16 protein-coding genes and 1 pseudogene are annotated in these 19,881 nt (G+C 38.1%); 9 read left to right on the forward strand and 8 right to left on the reverse strand.

The annotated features are described in order from the left end of the window. Window positions 1-24: 24 nt before the first annotated feature. From MHB45_RS07745 to MHB45_RS07760, 4 genes are read left to right on the forward strand one after another with little or no spacing between them, the layout of a single operon-like run. The gene (locus MHB45_RS07745; protein WP_072272849.1) at window positions 25-420 is read left to right on the forward strand and encodes a DsrE/DsrF/DrsH-like family protein; all 396 of its coding nucleotides are present in this window, start codon (window positions 25-27) and stop codon (window positions 418-420) included. 48 nt (window positions 421-468) lie between these two features. Continuing rightward, entirely contained in the window at window positions 469-1,596 is a 1,128-nt protein-coding gene (locus MHB45_RS07750) for an MBL fold metallo-hydrolase (protein ID WP_072272850.1), read from the forward strand. Between the two features lie 42 nt (window positions 1,597-1,638). Next, the gene (locus MHB45_RS07755; protein ID WP_034312794.1) at window positions 1,639-1,866 is read left to right on the forward strand and encodes a sulfurtransferase TusA family protein; all 228 of its coding nucleotides are present in this window, start codon (window positions 1,639-1,641) and stop codon (window positions 1,864-1,866) included. Window positions 1,867-1,917: 51 nt separating this feature from the next. Further along, a complete protein-coding gene (locus tag MHB45_RS07760; RefSeq protein WP_048687710.1) occupies window positions 1,918-2,697 on the forward strand; it encodes a sulfite exporter TauE/SafE family protein in 780 nt (259 codons plus the stop codon). Between the two features lie 162 nt (window positions 2,698-2,859). On the opposite strand, the pseudogene MHB45_RS07765 reads toward MHB45_RS07760, so the two are convergent. Together MHB45_RS07765 and MHB45_RS07770 are read right to left on the reverse strand one after the other, a co-directional pair. Beyond that, window positions 2,860-3,093, reverse strand: a pseudogene (locus MHB45_RS07765) (transposase); the annotation flags it as partial. A gap of 378 nt (window positions 3,094-3,471) precedes the next feature. Beyond that, complete coding sequence (locus tag MHB45_RS07770) at window positions 3,472-3,954, reverse strand: DUF456 domain-containing protein (RefSeq protein WP_072272851.1); 483 nt, start codon at window positions 3,952-3,954, stop codon at window positions 3,472-3,474. A 607-nt stretch (window positions 3,955-4,561) separates the two neighbouring features. Between MHB45_RS07770 and MHB45_RS07775 the strand changes: the two genes are divergently transcribed. Continuing rightward, on the forward strand, window positions 4,562-4,882 hold the full coding sequence (locus MHB45_RS07775) for a hypothetical protein (protein WP_063593101.1): 321 nt from the start codon (window positions 4,562-4,564) through the stop codon (window positions 4,880-4,882). Window positions 4,883-5,182: 300 nt separating this feature from the next. Here MHB45_RS07775 and MHB45_RS07780 read toward each other — a convergent pair whose 3' ends face one another. From MHB45_RS07780 to MHB45_RS07795, 4 genes are all read right to left on the reverse strand, one after another. Continuing rightward, window positions 5,183-6,541 carry an IS1182 family transposase gene (locus MHB45_RS07780; protein WP_072272405.1) on the reverse strand — a complete coding sequence of 453 codons (1,359 nt, stop codon included), beginning with the start codon at window positions 6,539-6,541 and terminating at the stop codon, window positions 5,183-5,185. Between the two features lie 720 nt (window positions 6,542-7,261). After that, on the reverse strand, window positions 7,262-8,584 hold the full coding sequence (locus MHB45_RS07785; RefSeq protein ID WP_072272852.1) for a CitMHS family transporter: 1,323 nt from the start codon (window positions 8,582-8,584) through the stop codon (window positions 7,262-7,264). A 396-nt stretch (window positions 8,585-8,980) separates the two neighbouring features. Then, window positions 8,981-10,108 carry an AbrB family transcriptional regulator gene (locus tag MHB45_RS07790; protein ID WP_072272853.1) on the reverse strand — a complete coding sequence of 376 codons (1,128 nt, stop codon included), beginning with the start codon at window positions 10,106-10,108 and terminating at the stop codon, window positions 8,981-8,983. Between the two features lie 46 nt (window positions 10,109-10,154). Next, the gene (locus MHB45_RS07795; protein WP_048677798.1) at window positions 10,155-11,015 is read right to left on the reverse strand and encodes a LysR family transcriptional regulator; all 861 of its coding nucleotides are present in this window, start codon (window positions 11,013-11,015) and stop codon (window positions 10,155-10,157) included. 268 nt (window positions 11,016-11,283) lie between these two features. Here MHB45_RS07795 and tcuA point away from each other — a divergent pair, with 268 nt between their 5' ends. Continuing rightward, window positions 11,284-12,795: an FAD-dependent tricarballylate dehydrogenase TcuA gene (tcuA, locus tag MHB45_RS07800; RefSeq protein WP_253349296.1), complete on the forward strand. Its 1,512-nt coding sequence runs from the start codon at window positions 11,284-11,286 to the stop codon at window positions 12,793-12,795. A gap of 681 nt (window positions 12,796-13,476) precedes the next feature. Here tcuA and MHB45_RS07805 read toward each other — a convergent pair. Beyond that, complete coding sequence (locus MHB45_RS07805) at window positions 13,477-14,604, reverse strand: 2-methylaconitate cis-trans isomerase PrpF family protein (protein WP_048677801.1); 1,128 nt, start codon at window positions 14,602-14,604, stop codon at window positions 13,477-13,479. A 149-nt stretch (window positions 14,605-14,753) separates the two neighbouring features. Here MHB45_RS07805 and MHB45_RS07810 point away from each other — a divergent pair, with 149 nt between their 5' ends. Further along, the gene (locus MHB45_RS07810; protein WP_048677804.1) at window positions 14,754-15,617 is read left to right on the forward strand and encodes a LysR family transcriptional regulator; all 864 of its coding nucleotides are present in this window, start codon (window positions 14,754-14,756) and stop codon (window positions 15,615-15,617) included. A 249-nt stretch (window positions 15,618-15,866) separates the two neighbouring features. Further along, the gene (locus tag MHB45_RS07815) at window positions 15,867-17,177 is read left to right on the forward strand and encodes a CitMHS family transporter (RefSeq protein WP_048677806.1); all 1,311 of its coding nucleotides are present in this window, start codon (window positions 15,867-15,869) and stop codon (window positions 17,175-17,177) included. An 89-nt stretch (window positions 17,178-17,266) separates the two neighbouring features. Here MHB45_RS07815 and yyaC read toward each other — a convergent pair whose 3' ends face one another. Beyond that, window positions 17,267-17,839: a spore protease YyaC gene (gene yyaC / locus MHB45_RS07820; protein WP_340907613.1), complete on the reverse strand. Its 573-nt coding sequence runs from the start codon at window positions 17,837-17,839 to the stop codon at window positions 17,267-17,269. 589 nt (window positions 17,840-18,428) lie between these two features. Between yyaC and MHB45_RS07825 the strand changes: the two genes are divergently transcribed. Beyond that, complete coding sequence (locus MHB45_RS07825; RefSeq protein ID WP_095394384.1) at window positions 18,429-19,874, forward strand: alkaline phosphatase PhoX; 1,446 nt, start codon at window positions 18,429-18,431, stop codon at window positions 19,872-19,874. Window positions 19,875-19,881: the final 7 nt, after the last annotated feature.

The following is a 19,881-nucleotide window of genomic DNA, read 5'->3' on the forward strand; positions in this document are numbered from 1 at the left end:
AACTATAAAATGGAGGAATAGATCATGACTAAAAAAGTAGCCATAATCGCAAGTAATGGTGGCTTATTTGATGCATATAAAGTGTTTAACATCGTAACGGCAGCGGCAGCAACAGATCAAGAAGTGGCCATTTTCTTTACTTTCGAAGGTTTGAACTTAATTCATAAAGACGCGAATGGAAAACTTCCTCTGCCTGAGGGTAAGGAGCATTTTGCCGAAGGGTTTAAAAAGGCCAATGTTCCTTCCATTCCTGAGTTAGTTACTATGGCACAGGAAATGGACGTCAAGTTTATTGGGTGTCAAATGACCATGGACGTATTGGGCATTGAAAAAGAAGCTTTCGTTGGTGGTATCGAAGTAGGTGGAGCGGTCACATTTTTGGAGTTCGCGAAAGATGCTGATGTTACATTAACCTTTTAATGAAGGAAAAATTTTTTGAAAACATTAATACTATAGGGGGTATACGATATGACGTTTAAGCAAATGACAGCCGCTGAAGTTTCAAAGAAAGTAATCAATAAAACCGACTTATTTATTTTTGATGTTCGAAATGAAAGTGACTTTAATGATTGGAAAATTGAAGGGCGGAATTTCGAATTCCTTAATATCCCTTACTTTGATCTACTGGATGGCGTGGAAGAAATTCTCGATCAAATCCCGGCCAATAAAGAAATCCTGGTAGTATGTGCAAAGGAAGGCTCATCCGTCATGGTTGCTGAAATGTTATCTGAAGCTGGATTGGATGTTTTTTATTTAAAGGGCGGCATGAAAGCATGGAGTGAACACTTGGAACCAGTGAGGATAGGCGAATTGACAAATGGCGCCGGAATTTATCAATTTGTTCGACTTGGTAAAGGCTGTTTATCTTACATGGTCGTTTCCAATGGGGAAGCAGCCGTTATTGATTCCACAAGAATGATAGATGCCTATCTTGATTTCGCAGATGATATCGGGGTGAAGATTACACATGTTCTGGATACGCACTTACATGCCGATCATATTTCAGGTGGAAGAAGAATCGCGGAAGAAACAAATGCAGCTTACTGGCTGCCCCCAAAGGATGCGGCTGAGGTAACTTTTGAATATCAGCCGTTAGAAAGCGGGAAAGTGATAACGATCGGTCATACAGCGATTGATATCCAAGCATTATACTCCCCGGGACATACCATTGGGTCGACTTCATTTGTGGTGGATCAAAAATACTTGCTAAGCGGGGATATACTATTCATCGATTCCATTGGCAGACCGGACCTAGCTGGTTTGGCTGAGGATTGGGTAGGGGACTTGAGAGAAACACTGTATACACGTTATAAAGAATTATCAGAAGAGTTAATTGTATTGCCATCACATTTCATGATCATTGATGAATTGAATGAAGATGGAAGCGTCGCTAAAAAGTTGGGTACGCTGTTTGCTGAAAATCACGGATTGAACATTGCGGATGAAACGGAATTCAGAGAGCTGGTAACAGGTAATTTACCGCCTCAGCCAAACGCTTATCAAGAAATTCGCGAAACTAATATGGGGAAAATCGAACCCGATGATGATAAACAGCGCGAAATGGAAATTGGACCAAATCGCTGTGCGGTTCGCTAAAACCGATAAAAATAGAAACCAAGAAAATGGGAGAGATGAAATATGAATGCAGATAAAGTGCTAGATGCTAAGGGACTGGCATGTCCAATGCCAATCGTCAAAACGAGAAAAGCCATGAATGATTTGCAAACCGGGCAAGTGCTGGAAATACATGTAACCGATAAAGGAGCTAAAGCAGACTTAGCCGCTTGGTCAAAATCCGGTGGCCATGAACTGATGGAAACAGCAGAAGAAAATGATATACTGAAATTTTGGATCAGAAAAGGTTGATAAAGAGAGGGGAACCATTTGGTTTCCCTTCTTTTAAGGGAGGCACTTAAAATGGATATAACCTTTATCATTACCATCTTTTTGATTGGTTTTATAGGTTCATACGTTTCAGGGATGCTCGGCATCGGCGGTTCGATAATAAATTATCCAATGCTGCTGTTTATTCCCCCAATCTTCGGTTTAGCGGCATTTAGTGCCCATGATGTGACAGGCATTAGCGCTGTACAAGTCTTATTCGCTTCCATCGGAGGTATATGGAGCTATCGTAAGAGCGGACATTTAAATAAAACGCTTATTCTCTACATGGGGATCAGTGTGTTGATCGGAAGCGTGGTTGGGAGTTTTGGATCACAATCGATGTCGGAAAACGGAGTGAATATCGTCTATGGCATCTTGGCGTTGATAGCGGCTGTCATGATGTTCATTCCGAAGAAAGGGATAGATGACATTCCTGTAGATCAAGTTACCTTTAACAAATGGCTTGCGGCCATCCTGGCATTAATCGTTGGTTTAGGCGCCGGGATAGTCGGTGCCGGAGGGGGCTTTCTATTAGTTCCCATCATGCTTATCGTTTTAAGAATTCCAACAAGGGTCACGATTGCTTCTTCATTGGCCATTACTTTCATTTCATCCATTGGTGCAACAGCAGGGAAAATCTCAACTGGTCAAGTTGACTTCTATCCGGCGTTGATCATGGTTGTAGCTAGCTTAATAGCATCTCCGCTTGGGGCAATGGCCGGTAAAAAAATGAATGTAAAAGTACTGCAAGTCATACTGGCTCTATTGATTTTAGCCACGGCTGTAAAAACTTGGGCGGGGATCATGTCTTGAGTTTTGACACAGAAGGGAGCAGTTGTGAGAAGTTCTATCGTTAAAGAAGTGTTCACAATAGGCCACACTAATAGTTCCTTTTCCTCCATCATTTTTTTTATCTTGTACGGACTTCTGTTAATAGAAAAAGCTGACTGTTGAAAGTCAGCTTCAATTTGTAGACTAAAGGGGGGCGGAAAATTCTGAACCCCTTTTGAAATTCCCTCTGAATTTCGCCTTCTTCTTTAAATTAATGGCAGCGAAAGTAAGCATCGCCTGCATCGACAATTTTTTAAGTCCCCTTAAAGTAATCCAACGCATATCATGCTTTTCTTTTGCATCTGCGAATACACGCTCAATCGTTTCTTTACGCTTCGCATATATAGGGTTTACATCTTGATGATAACGCAGATGATCTAAAGTAATCATTTCAAGTTGATCTCGCTGAATAGAATCATGTTTAGAAAGCATCCTCATCACCTCAGGTTCTATTACTTTTATTTTAAAACAAAAATGACCCTAGGCAAAAGTGTTCTATCTAAAAGGTAGGACAAAGTTGATTGAAACGGAAGGTACGAGACTCCTGCGGGAAAAGCGCGACTAGGGGAGACCCCGCAGGCGAAAGCCGAGGAGGCTCCCCGACCGCCCGCGGAAAGCGAGTGCCCTACGTTCCAATCAACGTCCAAATTGTACAAGCCATAAAAATAGACAAACTCGATTTTCATCGAGTTTGTCAACAGTCTGAAGCTGACTGTTGAAAGTCAGCTTTTTCCTTATGCAGCCGTTTATAAATAATTAAAAGATTACCGCTAAAATAAACCAAACAATCATCAATAATTGAATTAATACTTTGGCTAAACTGCCGCCTAAAAAACCGATGATAGTTGCAAACCCAACTTTAGCAGCCTTCATTATATCTTTTTGAATGATTAATTCCGAAACGAGGACTGCTAAAAATGGTACGAGAATTATTCCAAAAGGAGGAAAGACAAATGAACCAACAATCGTGGCAATAGCTGCTATTGTCTCGGATGTTTTTGACCCCCCATACTTTTTAACAAAATAACTGTTTGCGATAATGTCTGCCGCGATTAATACACCGCTCAACACAACCATACTGATCCAGAACCATAACGATAACTCATCAGGATTAACCAGGAATCGATAAACTGCAAATCCTCCCCAAATGGCAACAACCGAAGGAATAATAGGATAGACAATTCCTACAAAACTTAAAGCAAATAAGACGATCGTTAACCCCCACCATAAAATATCCAATGAAACTCCACCTTTTCATACTTACTTTTTCATATATCTATTAAATTATATTTCTATTTAGGGACAAACACCATTTATTCTTTTCTTGTATATTCGAATCCCGCACAGGTCATCAACTACCAAAGGCTCAAATCCTTGATATTTGGGCCTTTCTTTATTTTGTCTAACGGGAGGCGTTTAGATCATGATTATGTCATTACTTGCTTCCCATATACTTTATACCAAAAAATTCACCTCATAGATGTTGGATTAATATTAGATTTTCAAGCGGTTGTTTCTTTCTTGGAAGAACTTTCGATATTATACTCCCAAAAAAATGATTCCTTATTATTGCAACAATCTTTACGAATGCAGCTTTCATTAACATTAGATGTATAATGTGTATAAATGGACTAAGTTTACGATGAAATAAAAATATTTCTCAATTTGCCAATAAGAACTTGTTGATGAATCTTTATATTAACACTTTAACTAGGGTTTTTTTCGGCAACCTTTTTCTTATTCAAAAAACTTGGCAGGTTAGTTGAAGCTTATTTTCATTGACATTTATAAGCCATTTTCATATAAAGATGTTGTAATATTAAGGGAAAAGTAGGAGGTTGAGAAGTTGAAAACTTTTGATTTAAAATCAGGAACAAAAGTAGTAATAGACGAAAGTAGAATAGTAATAGAAAGAACAGGTGGAAAAAGTGCAATGAAGGGTTTATTTGCAGGGCGAGCAATGGGGCAAATGACCATAAAAACGTCAGCAGTGACTGGGTTAATTCACTTTGCTGACTTTTTAATGATTTGTGCTTCTGGCCTCCCGACTCCGAATGATTTTAAATTATCCAGCGTAGCAGAGATAAAACAATACCCTAACTGTATTGTGGCAAAAGAAAGTGAATTAGAAGAGTTATATCAATTTCTCAATGGATTTATTAAATAATGATTGCATAAAAGCCTTAACCTTTAGAGGTTTCCCTATAGGGAACAAAAAAACACAACGAAAGCAGTTGATCTCATCTAAGAAATACAACTGCCATTAGCTTTTGAAACAGTTATTTACGGTAGTTAAAATACAATTGTTTATCATTTGAGAGCAAATAATAAGATTGAAGCTGTCTTTAAGGCAGCTTCAGTTTGTAGACAAAAGGGGTTCGGAATTAAAAAATTCTGAACCCCTTTTGAAATTCCCTTTGAATTTTCGCCTGAAGTTTAGAGATTGGGGCTCTACGAGCCCACTATGTTAGGCCATTTTTGGACCTTGCCATGTCCAATTGGCCATCTTCTTTAAATTAATGGCAGCGAAAGTAAGCATCGCCTGCATCGACAATTTTTTAAGTCCCCTTAAAGTAGTCCAACGCATACCATGCTTTTCTTTTGCATCTGCGAATACACGCTCAATCGTTTCTTTACGTTTTGCATATATAGGTTTTACATCTTGATGATGACGCAGATGATCTGCTTCTTCCACATGTGTTTGCCAGATATGCCGTGTCACCACTTTTTGACAGTCTTTGCTTTCTGTACACCGAGATAAAAATGAGCATGTTGTACAAATTTGTTTTGGCGATTTGTACTCGCGATAGCCCTCTTTATTTGTTGTTGAGTACTTTAAAGTTTCGCCCGAAGGGCAAAGGTAACAATCAAAATGTTCATCGTATACATAGTCCTGTTTGCGGAAAAATCCTTCTTTGGTGCGAGGACGTGTATAAGGTAAAGCCGGTATGATTTCTTTGTTAAATAGGTAGCTTGTAATCGCTGGTGTTTTATAAGCTGCATCTGCGGCAACGGCTTCCGGTTTTCCAACTTTCTCAATCACTTGTTCAACTAGTGGCTCTAAGATCTGACTGTCATGTGTATTTCCAGGTGTTACAATCGTTCCCAATACAAAACCGTTGCGGTCTGCGGCCGCGTGGAATGAATAGGCAAACTGTTTTGTTCGTTCATCTTTCACATAGTAGCCACTCTCAGAATCCGTTGTACTTTCTTTAATCTCTTTGGTCTCTTCTTTATCAAATTTATCTGGTGGAAAAGGCTTTTTTCCATGGTTTTCACGATCTTGATTGATTTCTTCTTGAAGACGTCCTTGATACGCTCGTGTTTCTTTACGAACGATTTTCTTTTCAAATTTCCGTTTATTCGCACTGGCTTTCACATGTGTGGAATCCACGAAAACGTGTTCAGCACTTATTAACTTTTTATTAGCAGCTGTCATTAAAATGCGATAGAAAATCTGTTCAAACAGATCTGTATCTTTGAAGCGTCGCTCATAATTTTTCCCGAACGTAGAGAAATGAGGTACTTTATCATGGAAACCATAGCCTAAGAACCAACGGTAAGCCATATTGGTTTCAACTTCTTCAATCGTTTTACGCATGGAACGAATACCGAAGGTATATTGAATGAAAGTCAGTTTAACTAAAATAACTGGATCAATACTTGGGCGTCCTACCTCTGAATACATATCTTTCACCAAGTCATAAATGAAAGTGAAGTCAATGGCAGCCTCCATTTTACGAACCAAATGGTTCGGTGGCACCAATTGATCTAAAGTAATCATTTCAAGTTGATCTCGCTGAATAGAATCATGTTTAGAAAGCATCCTCATCACCTCAAGTTTTAATACTTCTATTTTAAAACAAACATGACTCCAGGCAAAAGTGTTCTATCTAAAAGGTAAGACAAAGTTGATTGGAACGGAAGGTACGAGACTCCTGCGGGAAAAGCGCGTCTAGGGGAGACCCCGCAGGCGAAAGCCGAGGAGGCTCCCCGACCGCCCGCGGAAAGCGAGTGCCTGGAGTGGAAATCAACGTCCAAATTGTACAAGCCATAAAAATAGACAAACTCGATTTTCATCGAGTTTGTCTACAGTCTGAAGCTGTCTTTAAGGCAGCTTTTTACTTTAGGCAGTTTCATAACAAAAATAAGAATATATTTTTTGTAATAACATTAAAGTAAGAATTGTATTTCTTCCCAATTCATTCTTTTGGTTATTCTTGATTGAGAAGCTGTAAAAGATTTTTTGTTTTTTCACGCTCAATGTTTGGGTATTCATTCGTACGATCCCAAAGTTCCTCCATTAAATTATGTAAAACCTCCATGTAGTAATCAGCCAGCTTAATTTCAACTTCTTTTCATTATCTTTCAAATGGGATATAGGATTACCATGTGATTATCTGTTAATGATATACGCCGAGTCTATCTTTCAATAGTTGTTGTTCCTCACATTTATGATAAATTGATTAAAAGTCCTTAGTAGTTGTTTTTGGAAAGGGTCCTGCGGTTATTTACTAGCAAACAAGTAGACAAGGACCTGTATACTTTACAGAAAAGAGATAGCGCCACTAATTATAGCTAATACTGTTAAGGTTAACGATGTCAAGATGGCCCATTTGTATGCAAATTTCTGATATTCTCCAAGGTCTTTATCAACCATGCCAACTAATAGAATGGTTGAAGCAACAAGCGGACTCATTAAATGAGCGGGTTGTCCCAATATAGAAGCCCGGGCAATTTCTAACGGACTAATGCCATAGGCTGAAGCTGCCTCTGCAAGAATAGGGAGAACTCCAAAATAATAGGCATCATTCGATAAAACGAAAGTGAATGGCATACTTGTAATGCCAACAATGACAGGGAAAAACTGTCCTAATGAAGCTGGTATTATCGCAACCAGTCCATTAGCAATAGCATCAACCATTTTTGTACCGGAAAAAATTCCTGCAAATACTCCAGCTGCAAAAACTAGTAGAACAACAATTAAAGCATTTCCAGAATGTGCTAAGATACGTCTTTTTTGCATTTCCAGATTAGGGTAGTTAATCATTAAAGCAATAGTGAAACCGACCAAAAATAAAATAGGGGAAGGTACCAATCCCATAATAAGAATGACCATAATGCCTACCACAATTAATAAGTTAACCCATAAAAAACGAGGGCGTTTAATGTCAATATGAGGTAATGCATCAGTGGCTTCATTTTCTACAGTAGCAGCTATTTCATTTTTTAACTCTTCTATGTGTATTACACCCAATCGTTTACGTTCCTTTTTCCCTAAAATAAATGCCACGAAAATAACCCAAATAGCACCGCCGATCATGGTAGGAATAAGTGGAACAAAAAATTCGGATGCATCAAGTCCCAATACTGCTATTGCTCGGGTAGCAGGGCCGCCCCAGGGGGTCATACCACTCATGACACTTAAAGCTAGCATGGCTACTGTAGCTAAAATCAATGGATTCATACCGATTCGTTTATAAAGTGGATACATAGCTGAAACAGTAATGATATACGTTGTTGTACCGTCTCCATCTAGGGCCACGAGCAATGCAAGAATGGTGGTACCTATCGAAATTTTGACAGGATCTCCCTTGACAACTTCTAATAACTTTTTGATAAGTGGGTCAAATAAGCCCGTGTCTATCATAATGCCAAAAAACAATATGGCGAATAATAATAGAGCGGCAGAAGGGGCGACTAGCTTAATGCCTTCCATCATCATAGTGCCAATTTTACTTCCAAAACCACCAACTACAGCAAAAACGATTGGAACTAAAGTTAAAGCAACAATGGGTGATAAACGTTTGGACATAATTAAATAGGTAAAGACGGTAACCATGGAGATACCTAAAATTGTAAGAAACATTATTAAATCCCCTCCCATACTTTGAATGCGCTTTCAAATGATCTCTGGGTGACTAAGAAATATTTTTGTGATTTTTCAGAAAAATAAACTGGTAGATTAATAAGTTTTACATTATGCTTATGCGCTTTTCTTTATTAAAGGTAATACAGAGAGAACAATAAGTTAAATACATATTTTTTTTGTATTGGTATCAAAATAATTTATTCTTTAAAAAAGAATGGGGAGGAGAGTAAATAAAGCCATAGGATAAATGATTCAATAACGAAATTTTTTAAAAATTTAATGCTACTTTTAGGATCAAAAAAGAAGGTCATCATCTAAATATTTTGCATGATAACCTTCTTTTCTTTATAAATCAGACTTTTTCATTGTCCTTGAGCAAAGCTTCCCCCTTTTTTATTTAACATTTAGTTTTACATTACTGTTCTTGTCTTTTTTTCTTAAACTTAATTTTAATACCAATTTTAGTAATGGAGGCACTGCGGCATAAATAAACGCCATCCGAAATAGTTGATAGCTGGTAACAGTAGATACATCAGCATTTACTTCTTGTGCAATGATTCCCATTTGATCCATTCCACCAGGGGCTAAACTTAAAAAACCCGTAATAGGCGATAAATCATAATACTTGGTCAGTAGAAAACTAAAAAACATTGTTGCGCAGATCAAGATTAGTCCGTTCATCAAAGCCAATAATAAGGTTTTTCTTTTGTTATCAAGTTGTTCCGGTTTTAATAGTAAACCGATATAACCGCCAACCATAAATTGAGATATATCAAGAAGTGAAAGAGGAAGTGGTGGTCCCTGCAAACCTAAAAGACCTATTGCAGCAGTAACGATTACTGGTCCTAAAAAGTAAGGAGCTGGTAATTTGAATATTTTACCTACTCTTGCTGCGAGAAAACAAATAAGGGCGAACAGAAAGATAAGAGGAAATAAATCACTCCACTCTGGAATAACGTTATCCATTATTTTAGATGAATCATTGGTACGATTCGCTGCAAACAGGGGACTGATAATTAACAGGGGAACTAAGAAAACCACCATTATCACTCTTGTAACATGGAAAAAGGTTACGGTAGTAATATCAATACCTTTCATTTCTTCTGCAAACACAACGATTTGTGACAAACCTCCAGGAATACTACTCGTTAAGGAGGTGGGATAGTCAATGCCGGAATATTTTGACATAACTAAAGCAGAACATGCACACACAAGGACAATTAAGATTGTAAGGATCAACATTGAGGGAAGGTGACTAATCATATCAGACAGTGAGCTCTTGGTAAAGGAGATGCCTATTGAATAACCTACAATAATTAATCCAGTATTTCTCATCGAAACGGGCCAAATCAATTTAACGTTTTTGAAACGTGATGCAATTAATAGGGCTGCCATTGGGCCAAGAAGCCAGGGGATTGGAAACCTGAAAAGAGAGAAAAGGCCGCCTCCAATAAAAGCAGTTAGAAGTGCAGCCGAAAATTGGATTGTCTTGCTTGCATTATTTAAATCCCACTTTTTCATATTAATTCTCTTCCTTTGAATTAGTTTTACTTCGTTTCGTCTTGTTTCATTGTTTAGAATCATTAAGAAAATCAATAAATGCTTTCACTTGTGCCAAATCCATAGTCACATCCCGATAAAAAACCCAAGTTTCTCTAAGCAAATAGCTATTATCGCTTAATACAATGGGGAAAGTATACAGCGGTTCATCATCTTTAATACAGATTTCTGGTAAAATGGCATATCCTAAACCATTAAGAACCAGTTCCTTACATGTTTCAATCCGATCTACCTCCATTGAAATCTTAGGTGGTAACGCAAATGTTTCCTGCCACCAGTTTTCAATAGTATTTCTTAACGATTGATCTGTCTGATAATTAACTCTAGGAAGAAAAGGAAGTTCTTTTAATTCAATTTTTTTACTGGAGGCAATACAAATCTTTTCTTCTTGAAATAACACTTTATTTTCCTGCCATTTGTAAGGACCTCTAACAATCCCGAGGTGTGCTTCTTCTTTTTGAAGCATTTGATGAATTTGAGAACTCCATCCAGTTTTCAAACTGATTTCAACCTCTGGATATAGGGTTAGAAATTCTTTTAATAATACTGGTAGTTTATATCGGGCAAACAAGCCAGATACACCCAATCGCAAAGTTCCTTTTACTTTTTTATCCAAATTTGAAATGTGTTCTTTTGCCGCTCCTAATTGCTTACGCATATTTTTCGAATATTGAACGAGGTATTCCCCTTCAACTGTAAACTCGACACCTCTTTTGCCTCTAGAGATCAAATTTGTTTTGAACTCTTTTTCCAGCTGTTTTATACGATAGGATAAAGCTGGCTGAGAAATAAATAGTCGCTGTGCTGCCTTTGTTATATTTCTTTCTTCGTAAAGAGTAATTAATATAAGCCAGTCTTTTTCATCCATAAAATTTTTCTCCTTTAACCATAAAAAATATTTATGGGTAATTATAAATTATGATAATTTATTTAATTTCTAAAAGTATAATACAGCTAATTAAAAAAGAAATCTATCTTTTTATGTAAATCAATAGACTCACTATAGTTTTGCCTTTCCAGCATTCTTTCATAAAATTTTTCTATGGCAATGAATAAAAAAACAATATTATTTTTATTCATTATTTTCACTTATTATTTACATGAAGAGTTATCACTACTTAACAGGAGGGGTAAAAATGTCAAATGCACAATATTATGATGTAGTTGTAGTAGGGGCAGGAAACGCAGCTTTATGTGCCGCAATCTCAGCAAAAGAGGGAGGTGCTAGAGTTCTTGTATTAGAACGGGGACCAGTGGAAAAGCGTGGAGGGAACTCTTTCTTCACGGATGGAGCCATTCGCGTTGCATACAATAATTTAGACGGAATCAGATATATAATACCTGAATTAACAGATGAAGAATCCGAGTTAATTGTAATGCCTGAATACACGGAAACCGATTATTACAATGATCTAATGCGAGTAACAGGTGGACAAAGTAATCCTGAGTTAGCAAAGCAGCTGGTTTCTAAATCGTATGAAACAATTGCGTGGATGCGTGATCAGGGAATAAAATTTGAATTGAATTATGAAAATCAATCTTTCGTACAAGCTGGCAAGCGCAATTTCTGGGGAGGACTGCCTATCAAAACGGAGGATAAAGGCGTTGGCTTAATGAGACAGCTCTTTGCGCGGACAGAAGAAATTGGCATCGACGTTTGGTACGATTCACGTGCTGTGGAGCTCGTATCAGAGCATAATACAATAACCGGTGTCGTTGTTGAGAAGGATCATACAATGGTGACAGTTCAGACATCCGGTGTGATTTTGGCTTGTGGCGGCTTTGAAGCCAATAAGAAAATGAGAAGTGAAAATATTGGTGAAGAATGGGAAGCGGCTATTGTTCGTGGAACCGAGTTCAACACAGGAGACGGCATTTCCATGGCTATGGCAGTAGGGGCTCAAAAATTTGGGCAGTGGTCTGGATGTCATTCTATTGGGACAGATTATAATGCGCCAAAAGTAGGGGACTTCACGAAGCCGGGGGATATTTTTAAAAAGCATTCTTATCCGTACAGCGTCATGCTTAATAATGAAGGGAAACGGTTTGTTGATGAAGGAGCAGATTTGCGAAATTACACTTATGCAAAATACGGCCGTGAGGTATTAAAACAGCCTGGACATGTGGCATATCAAATTTATGATGCACAGGTACGCCTGATGCTGCGTAAAGAATATGACCTTGAAGAAGCGACTTTTTATAAAGCAGATACGCTTGGAGAGTTGGCTAGTTTACTGCCGGTCAATCAAACACAATTTCTTAAAACGATCGAAGAGTATAACAGTGCGGTACAAGATGGCGAGTATAGACCCGTAGAGAAAGATGGCAAAGGAACGAAAGGAATTACCCCTCCTAAATCCAACTGGGCACTTCGAATTGAGCAAGGTCCATTCTATGCTTTCCCTGTAACGTGCGGAATTACCTTCTCGTTCGGTGGTTTGCATGTAGATACAACGGGTCATGTGTTAGACAAAGAAGAACAACCGATAAAAGGTCTCTTTGCGGCTGGTGAAATGATTGGGGGGATTTTTTATGAAAACTATCCTGGTGGATCCGGGTTAATGTCTGGAGCAGTCTTTGGAAAATTAGCTGGCTCATCCGCAGCACGCTATACTCAAGAAAAGGTTGAAACGATCAATAATCACTGAGTCTTTTCCTTGAATGGTTTATTGGATAAGAATGTGTCCAAAAAAATAATGGAGATACGTGAAGTAGAAGAATGAAAAATAGCCAAGGCTTAAAAGTCCTTGGCTGTTTGGTATTTTAACATATTTAAAGTCTTTATGCTTTGACTAAAACTCATATCATATAGGAATATAAAAGGTCAAACTTAGTAACAGTTTATCTATTGGAGCTTTTTCAGATGAAGTGATTGTATAGCTTTAATCGTCTTGATGGCGAGACATTAAGGTTCTTCATTACTAGCTTTTCGAGTTCAGCAATAGCTTGAATGGATAGATGGGCATCAACGCGTATGAATACAGTTCTAACTTATTGCTGTTTACCGCTCGATTCTAAAATTCAGCATGAAAAAGGGTAGGGATTTTGTGTATTGGTATTTTTCTCTAAACAAGATGATGGATAGTAATTAGCTTTTTTAAAATATTATAGTAACCATAAAAATCTGGTTTTAGTAACTGTAACCAGATTTTTAGGGGTTTTAGCTTATCTGGGGAATTTTAGTGCCTTTCATATTTTTGAATCTTTCTTTCGTTTCGCCTAATTCAAATATTTTACTATTTTCCTATAAAAAGATAGTGAAGACCCACATTTGATAAAGCCCCCAAGTGAAAGGGAACTTTTTGCTGTAATTTGCAGATCCCTTACTATCAAGCTAATTGATAGGAATGCTCGTAATTTTTTTTCGTGTACACGTAGCCCTCCAATATGATTCTTGCTGTGCGTACCACTTTAATAGCACGTATGTGTCCTGCCAAGAAATCAACCTTTGTTTCCATTATCCCTGCAGGATGGGCTAATCGGAAAATTTCGTGTTTAATGTTCACCATCTCAGATAAAACCGTTTCCTGTAAGTAAGCCCCCGCTGTTGCACAGATGGCTCCTGTAATAGCAAGCGCTTGATGGGGCTTTTGCATCGACATCATTCGGATCATCAAATCCATCTCTGACGCTTTTCTTTCAGATCCGTTTAGATCGACGTAATCCATAGGAGGAGCAATTAGAGTCATTTTAGGTACAGCAGGAGATTTGACAGTAGCTGATTTCTTATCGGAAAATTGACACATTTCAGCTGCAATTGACCGGATTTCTTCCAGTTCAATTAATTTTTCCTGTGAATAATCATTGGGTAATTCGGTTCCGCTTAGACCAATATCCTGTGCCCTGACAAAAACGAGTGGATTGGCAACATCAATGATAGAAACTTGAATTAGCCGATCCTTGGTTTTAATCATGTCAATCGGATTTCCTGTAGGGAAAAGTTTTCCTGTAACTGCTCCTTCTGCACGAGTAAAAGAAAGATAAATAGGTGATCCTTTACCAGGCACCCCAGGTATTGAGCAGCATCCTTCTGATTTCACATGTCCATTTTCAACCTCTACCTCTGCAATAATCAGTTTTTGTGTATTCACGTTAAAAATTTTCACCGTTGTAACAGGTTCTTGTATAGGGACTAATCCTTGCTCAATTGCGTAAGGTCCTACAGCGGAAGATATATTTCCACAATTTCCTTTAAAATCAACCATTTGATTATCGATGCTGATCTGAGCAAATGTATATTCCACATCGAATTCCGGTGATTCTGACTTTTTGATAATCGCTGCTTTACTTGTCAATGAATTCGCTCCTCCAAGACCATCGATCTGTCTCCGATCCGGACTGCCCATCACGTCAAGTAAGAAATCCTCCCAGTGTAAGGGATTCGAAGGCATATGTTCAAAATTAAGGAACACACCTTTACTTGTCCCGCCGCGCATTACAACTACAGGTACTTTCATTGTATAACCACCTTTTCTCAAATGAATATTTATAGCACTACCGGTTCCTTTGAAAATATAGTATGATATGTTTATTCATAAGTAAAATACATATTTTTTTAATGAAAATGATAAAAAAACTTATAATCCAAAAATCGGGAGATGGTTAAGTGGACGAAAAAGATTGGATTGCGATAAGGGTACTATATGAAGAAAAAAACATTAGCCGTGCCGCAGAACGTTTATATATATCGCAGCCGGCGCTAACGTACCGGCTTAAAAATTTAGAAAAAGAATTTAGCACAAACCTATTTTTCAAAATAAAAGGAGGCATCGAGTTCACTTCAGAAGGGGTACATTTAGCGGGCTATGCGGAAGAAATGGTGAAAAAGTTGCAAAAAACGAAAGATTATATGCTGAATATGAAAAATGAGGTAAGAGGAACGTTAAGGCTTGGCGTTTCCAGCAACTTTGCCCAATATAAACTACCAGAAATATTGAAAAAGTTTTCAACACAATATCCTCATGTACAATTTAATGTGAATACAGGGTGGAGTACTGAAATCATGCATCTTCTGGATTCCTCTAGTGTTCAATTAGGCATTCTGCGTGGAAATTATGAATGGTATGGAATCAAATCGTTACTGCATAAAGAAAGACTTTGTTTAATTTCTAAGAAAGAGGTAGACTTGGATAATTTGCCGGAACTTCCATTCATAAATTATAAGACCGACAGTTCTTTAAAAAACTTAATAAATGGCTGGTGGCATGATAGATTCCCAGAGCCACCATTTGTAACTATGGAAACAGATCGGCAGGAGACGTGCAAAGAGATGGTCAAAAATGATCTTGGTGTTTCCATTCTGCCGGAAATATGCCTGCAGCCTTCAGATAATTTGCATACATACGGGTTATCCTACAAAAATGGGAAGCCAGTGTTAAGAAATACATGGTTAATGTATAACCAGGATTCATTAAAACTCTCTACTGTGAAAAACTTTATTGATTTCTTGAATAAAAATTCCAATCTTTAACGAAAAAGCACAATGAAATTATTGACAATTTCATTGTGCTTTTTGGATTTCTTAATTTAATATAAAATGGATTATAAGTTTTTTTTTCGAAAAAGTACAAAAAATATGTATTTCACTTATTTGATGATATGAACTATTCTAAAAATAGAAAATAAAGCAACAGGGAAACAGAAATAATATGTAATATTTTTTAGTTATTCAAACTTTTTATTCAATTTGTAAGCGGTTTCTTTAATAGGAGGGATTAATATTCTAACATTACTTGGAATTTCAATGGTCGTTGTCTTTACTTATTTAATCATGTCTAAACGGTTATCACCTGTTAATTCTCTTGTAGTCATTCCAATTATCTTTGCATTAATTGGCGGATTTGGCCCAGAGCTCGGAGATATGATGCTCGATGGAATAAAGGTTGTCGCACCTTCAGCCGCTTTGCTATTGTTCGCTATTTTGTTTTTCGGAGTTCTGATTGACGCTGGATTATTTGATCCGCTTATTAAAACCATGTTGAAAATCGTAAAAGGGGATCCGGTTAAAATAGCGGTAGGAACAGCAGTAATCGCAATGACCGTTGCCTTAGATGGTGATGGTACCACGACTCATATGATTACGATTTCCGCTATGCTGCCCCTTTACTTGCGACTTGGTATGAATCCACTTATTCTTGCCACTATTTCTATGCTGGCTGTCAGTATTATGAGTGGAATGACTCCTTGGGGAGGTCCTGCAACTAGAGCAATAGCATCATTAGGTTTGGATGCAAATGAATTCTTTGTCCCGATTATCCCAACATTATTATCAGGAATGGCAGCCATTCTTTTTACCGCTTATGTACTTGGTAAAAAAGAGCGCAAAAGGCTTGGCGTTGTTTATATCAAATCTGCACCTGAAATGAAAGGGGCTCTTGCTGAAGCAGCGGTAGCTTCCGCCATACAAGACGATTTAAAGCGCCCTAAATTAATATGGGTCAATCTTTTGTTGACGCTCACAGTCATGGTCGTTCTTGTCATGGGCTTAGTACCGGTACCGGTGTTGTTTCTAATCGGGTTTGTTCTTGCTTCGATCATTAATTACCCTAATTTAGAACAGCAAAAAGAGCGAATCGAGTCACATGCAGGAAACGCTATAACCGTTGTCACATTAGTATTTGCGGCTGGTATTTTCACAGGGATCTTTTCCGGAACGAAAATGGTAGACGCCATTGCAAATTCATTAGTGGCCATCATTCCGGATTCTTTAGGCTCTTTTTTACCGATGGTCGTTGCGTTCACAAGTATGCCATTTACGTTCGTTTTATCAAATGATGCTTACTACTTTGGTGTTTTGCCAATTCTAGCAGAAGCAGGAGCCGCTTATGGGGTGAGTCCTTTAGAAATTGCCAGAGCTTCCGTACTGGGGCAGCCTGTACATTTCTTAAGTCCGCTCGTGGCCTCGACTCTTTTACTGGTAGGGATGGTAAAGACAGATATCGGGGAACTACAGCGGTATGCATTTAAATGGGCTCTAATTTGTTCATTAGTCCTTATTATTGCTGCTATCTTGACAGGGGCTATTATTTAAGTATAACGTTAAATAAATTCTCGAACTTAAACAATTAGGGCTGTGCCAAAACCAATTATTATTAGTGGTTTTTGGGACAGCCCATTCTTTTAATAAGGTTTAGAAGTCTCGCCGGTCGCTTGAGTAATGATTTTTACGATTTTATTCGCCAAATTCATAACCGTGTATAGACGAGTATCATTTAAAAATTGCATCGTTGGCAGCGGATCTATATAATTTACCATTCCTATAATATGATAATCTCCCACTTCAGGTAATACTTTTTTTAAAGCTTTCCCTGGGACAAGAGGTCCATCCTTCAAAAAAACATAACCGACCTGGTTTTGATACCCTAAACATGCATCCACACTAAAAATAAGAGGCTTTTTGAATTGCTTTTTAATTTCTTTCAACGTCTCTTTTAAATTAAATGCATGAACGGGATTTTCCAAGGTACCATAAACACGATAAGGCACCGTATGTTCTTTAAGCATCGTCCCGACTAAAGGGCCCAATGAATCCCCGACCGATCGGTCTGAACCAATACACAGAAAGATTACATCTTCGTTTTGACATCCTGAAGATTGAATAATCTCTTTGACTTTTAATGCTAAACTGTTTATTTCTTCGCCTTTTGGTTCCACAGAACAAATCTGCTCCCTCTTTTTGTAAATTAGACTCATTTTGATTTCCCTTCACTCTATTATACGAATTAAAAAGATATCATGCATGTAAATATGAGCAAATGCTTGTGACTGATGGATATTTTTAAATTATTAGCATTTAACACTCTGAAAAATGGCAGTAATCCAAACAAGCCCTTTAATTTATTTGGGGGAGTATGTGGGATTGGGTTTACAACCAGAATACTTCCAGATTAATGATATAGCATGTCTTTAACCGATACCCTTTCAAAAATTTAAATAGATTTTGGTAAAATTAATCGGGTTAACTAGTTTGTCATAGTGTATCTCTTATATTTACAAACGATTAATAAGCTTTAATATTCTGCATCGGTCTTTTTATGACTAAATCCTTAGTTTTTTCTCCACTTTTGACTCATACCATCAATTTCAACCCTTTACATGTTAAAAATGTCATTATAACCTCCATTGTTTTCGTGAAAACAGTGACTTTTGGTTTATCTTTCATGCGAAGGAATAAAATCACATGAGCTTAACAGAGCATTTAAAATGTTCTGTTAATTTTGAGGGTAGGGTTTGCTATAAGGAATATAGCACCCCTCAAAAAGATTTTTTGGAGGTAATGTTGATGAAATCCAGCAATAGCGGTTTAAACAGACGTAATTTCTTAAAAGTGGGCGGTATGAGTACTTTAGCATTAACACTTGGTTCAACTGGGATATTTTCTCTTGCGGGGGCTACAAAAGGATTTGCAGCGGATTCCAGCAAACCAACAAGCGGATTTGGTGGATATGGCCCACTAGTAAAGGATCCAAATGGTGTTCTCGATCTGCCAAGGGGATTTCATTACAAAATGCTTTCAAAAACTGGTGATATCATGCCTAATGGTGACCTTGTCCCTTCTGCTCACGATGGAATGGCTGCCTATAAAGGGGAGAAGGGTACAACCATTCTTGTAAGAAACCATGAAAATGGGACAAATTCAGATTACCCTGTAAACGGGAAAAAACCTTGGAGCGCTGGTGCTGCCGGCGGCACAACCACAATAATCGTTGGACAAAATAACAAGGTCATTGATCAGTATGTATCAAGTTCAGGTACGATCCGTAACTGTGCGGGTGGAGCTACGACTTGGGGGACCTGGTTAACAATGGAAGAAACTCGTGATATGGGACATGGTTTTGTATTTGAAGTGAATCCGCTTGATCCTGAAAACGAAATGTCAAGAACACCGATCCGTGATATGGGTTATTTCTCTCATGAAGCTGGGCATGTTGACCCTTCAACAGGAATTTGGTATTTAACCGAAGACGCAAGTCCAAGCTTCTTGTACCGCTTTACACCACATGACCGAAGTCAAAAGCTAGGTTCTCTGCAAAAGGGAGGTATCCTTGAAGCAGCAGCGATTGATGAATTGCCAGCTGCAGCTGCAAGTCAATTTAGTACTGAACAAAAATTCGGGGTTGTTTGGAAAAAATTAAATCCTGAAATTGCACAGCAAGATGCCAAGGATAAAGGCTGCATTCAGTTTAGCCGCTTAGAAGGGGCTTATTTTTCTGAAGGTACTTTATGGTTTGATGATACAAGTGCAGGTTCAGCACACCTTGGCCGTGTTTATCGCTACACGCCAGCGACAAACAACTTAGAACTATTCTATGAGTCTACTGATAAAAATGATTTAGAAGCACCGGATAACATTACGATCACTCCTTGGGGAGATCTTTGGATCGCCGAAGATGGCGGCGGCAATGACCGTATTGTCGGATTAACTCCTGAAGGAAATATTTATACTTTCGCTGAGAATATGATGAACGGTTCTGAATTTGCTGGCCCTACATTTGCTCCAGATGGAAATACTTTCTTTGTGAATATGCAAACACCAGGTATCACCTTTGCGATTTGGGGACCATTTGCACGCAGAAATTCTACCCGTAGAAGAGCTATGAACCAGGCTTTGCCGCCAGCAAGTCTTGCTCCAGTTGTTTCGGATAAACTTACTGCATTCGCAGAAGAACAAGGCATGTCTATATTAGAAGCAGCAGCTTTAGAGCGTCATGGCATGCCAATTTTATAAGTAATGA

Source organism: Peribacillus sp. FSL K6-5616, from assembly GCF_038008245.1.
GTDB lineage: Bacteria > Bacillota > Bacilli > Bacillales > DSM-1321 > Peribacillus > Peribacillus frigoritolerans.

What these genes read in the sequence shown, in the direction of transcription:
- MHB45_RS07745 (WP_072272849.1), top strand. Translation starts at nt 25, where the DNA reads ATGACTAAAAAAGTAGCCATAATCGCAAGTAATGGTGGCTTATTTGAT.
- MHB45_RS07750 (WP_072272850.1), top strand. Translation starts at nt 469, where the DNA reads ATGACGTTTAAGCAAATGACAGCCGCTGAAGTTTCAAAGAAAGTAATC.
- MHB45_RS07755 (WP_034312794.1), top strand. Translation starts at nt 1,639, where the DNA reads ATGAATGCAGATAAAGTGCTAGATGCTAAGGGACTGGCATGTCCAATG.
- MHB45_RS07760 (WP_048687710.1), top strand. Translation starts at nt 1,918, where the DNA reads ATGGATATAACCTTTATCATTACCATCTTTTTGATTGGTTTTATAGGT.
- MHB45_RS07780 (WP_072272405.1), bottom strand. Translation starts at nt 6,541, where the DNA reads ATGCTTTCTAAACATGATTCTATTCAGCGAGATCAACTTGAAATGATT.
- MHB45_RS07785 (WP_072272852.1), bottom strand. Translation starts at nt 8,584, where the DNA reads ATGTTTCTTACAATTTTAGGTATCTCCATGGTTACCGTCTTTACCTAT.
- MHB45_RS07790 (WP_072272853.1), bottom strand. Translation starts at nt 10,108, where the DNA reads ATGAAAAAGTGGGATTTAAATAATGCAAGCAAGACAATCCAATTTTCG.
- MHB45_RS07795 (WP_048677798.1), bottom strand. Translation starts at nt 11,015, where the DNA reads ATGGATGAAAAAGACTGGCTTATATTAATTACTCTTTACGAAGAAAGA.
- tcuA (WP_253349296.1), top strand. Translation starts at nt 11,284, where the DNA reads ATGTCAAATGCACAATATTATGATGTAGTTGTAGTAGGGGCAGGAAAC.
- MHB45_RS07805 (WP_048677801.1), bottom strand. Translation starts at nt 14,604, where the DNA reads ATGAAAGTACCTGTAGTTGTAATGCGCGGCGGGACAAGTAAAGGTGTG.
- yyaC (WP_340907613.1), bottom strand. Translation starts at nt 17,839, where the DNA reads ATGAGTCTAATTTACAAAAAGAGGGAGCAGATTTGTTCTGTGGAACCA.
- MHB45_RS07825 (WP_095394384.1), top strand. Translation starts at nt 18,429, where the DNA reads ATGAAATCCAGCAATAGCGGTTTAAACAGACGTAATTTCTTAAAAGTG.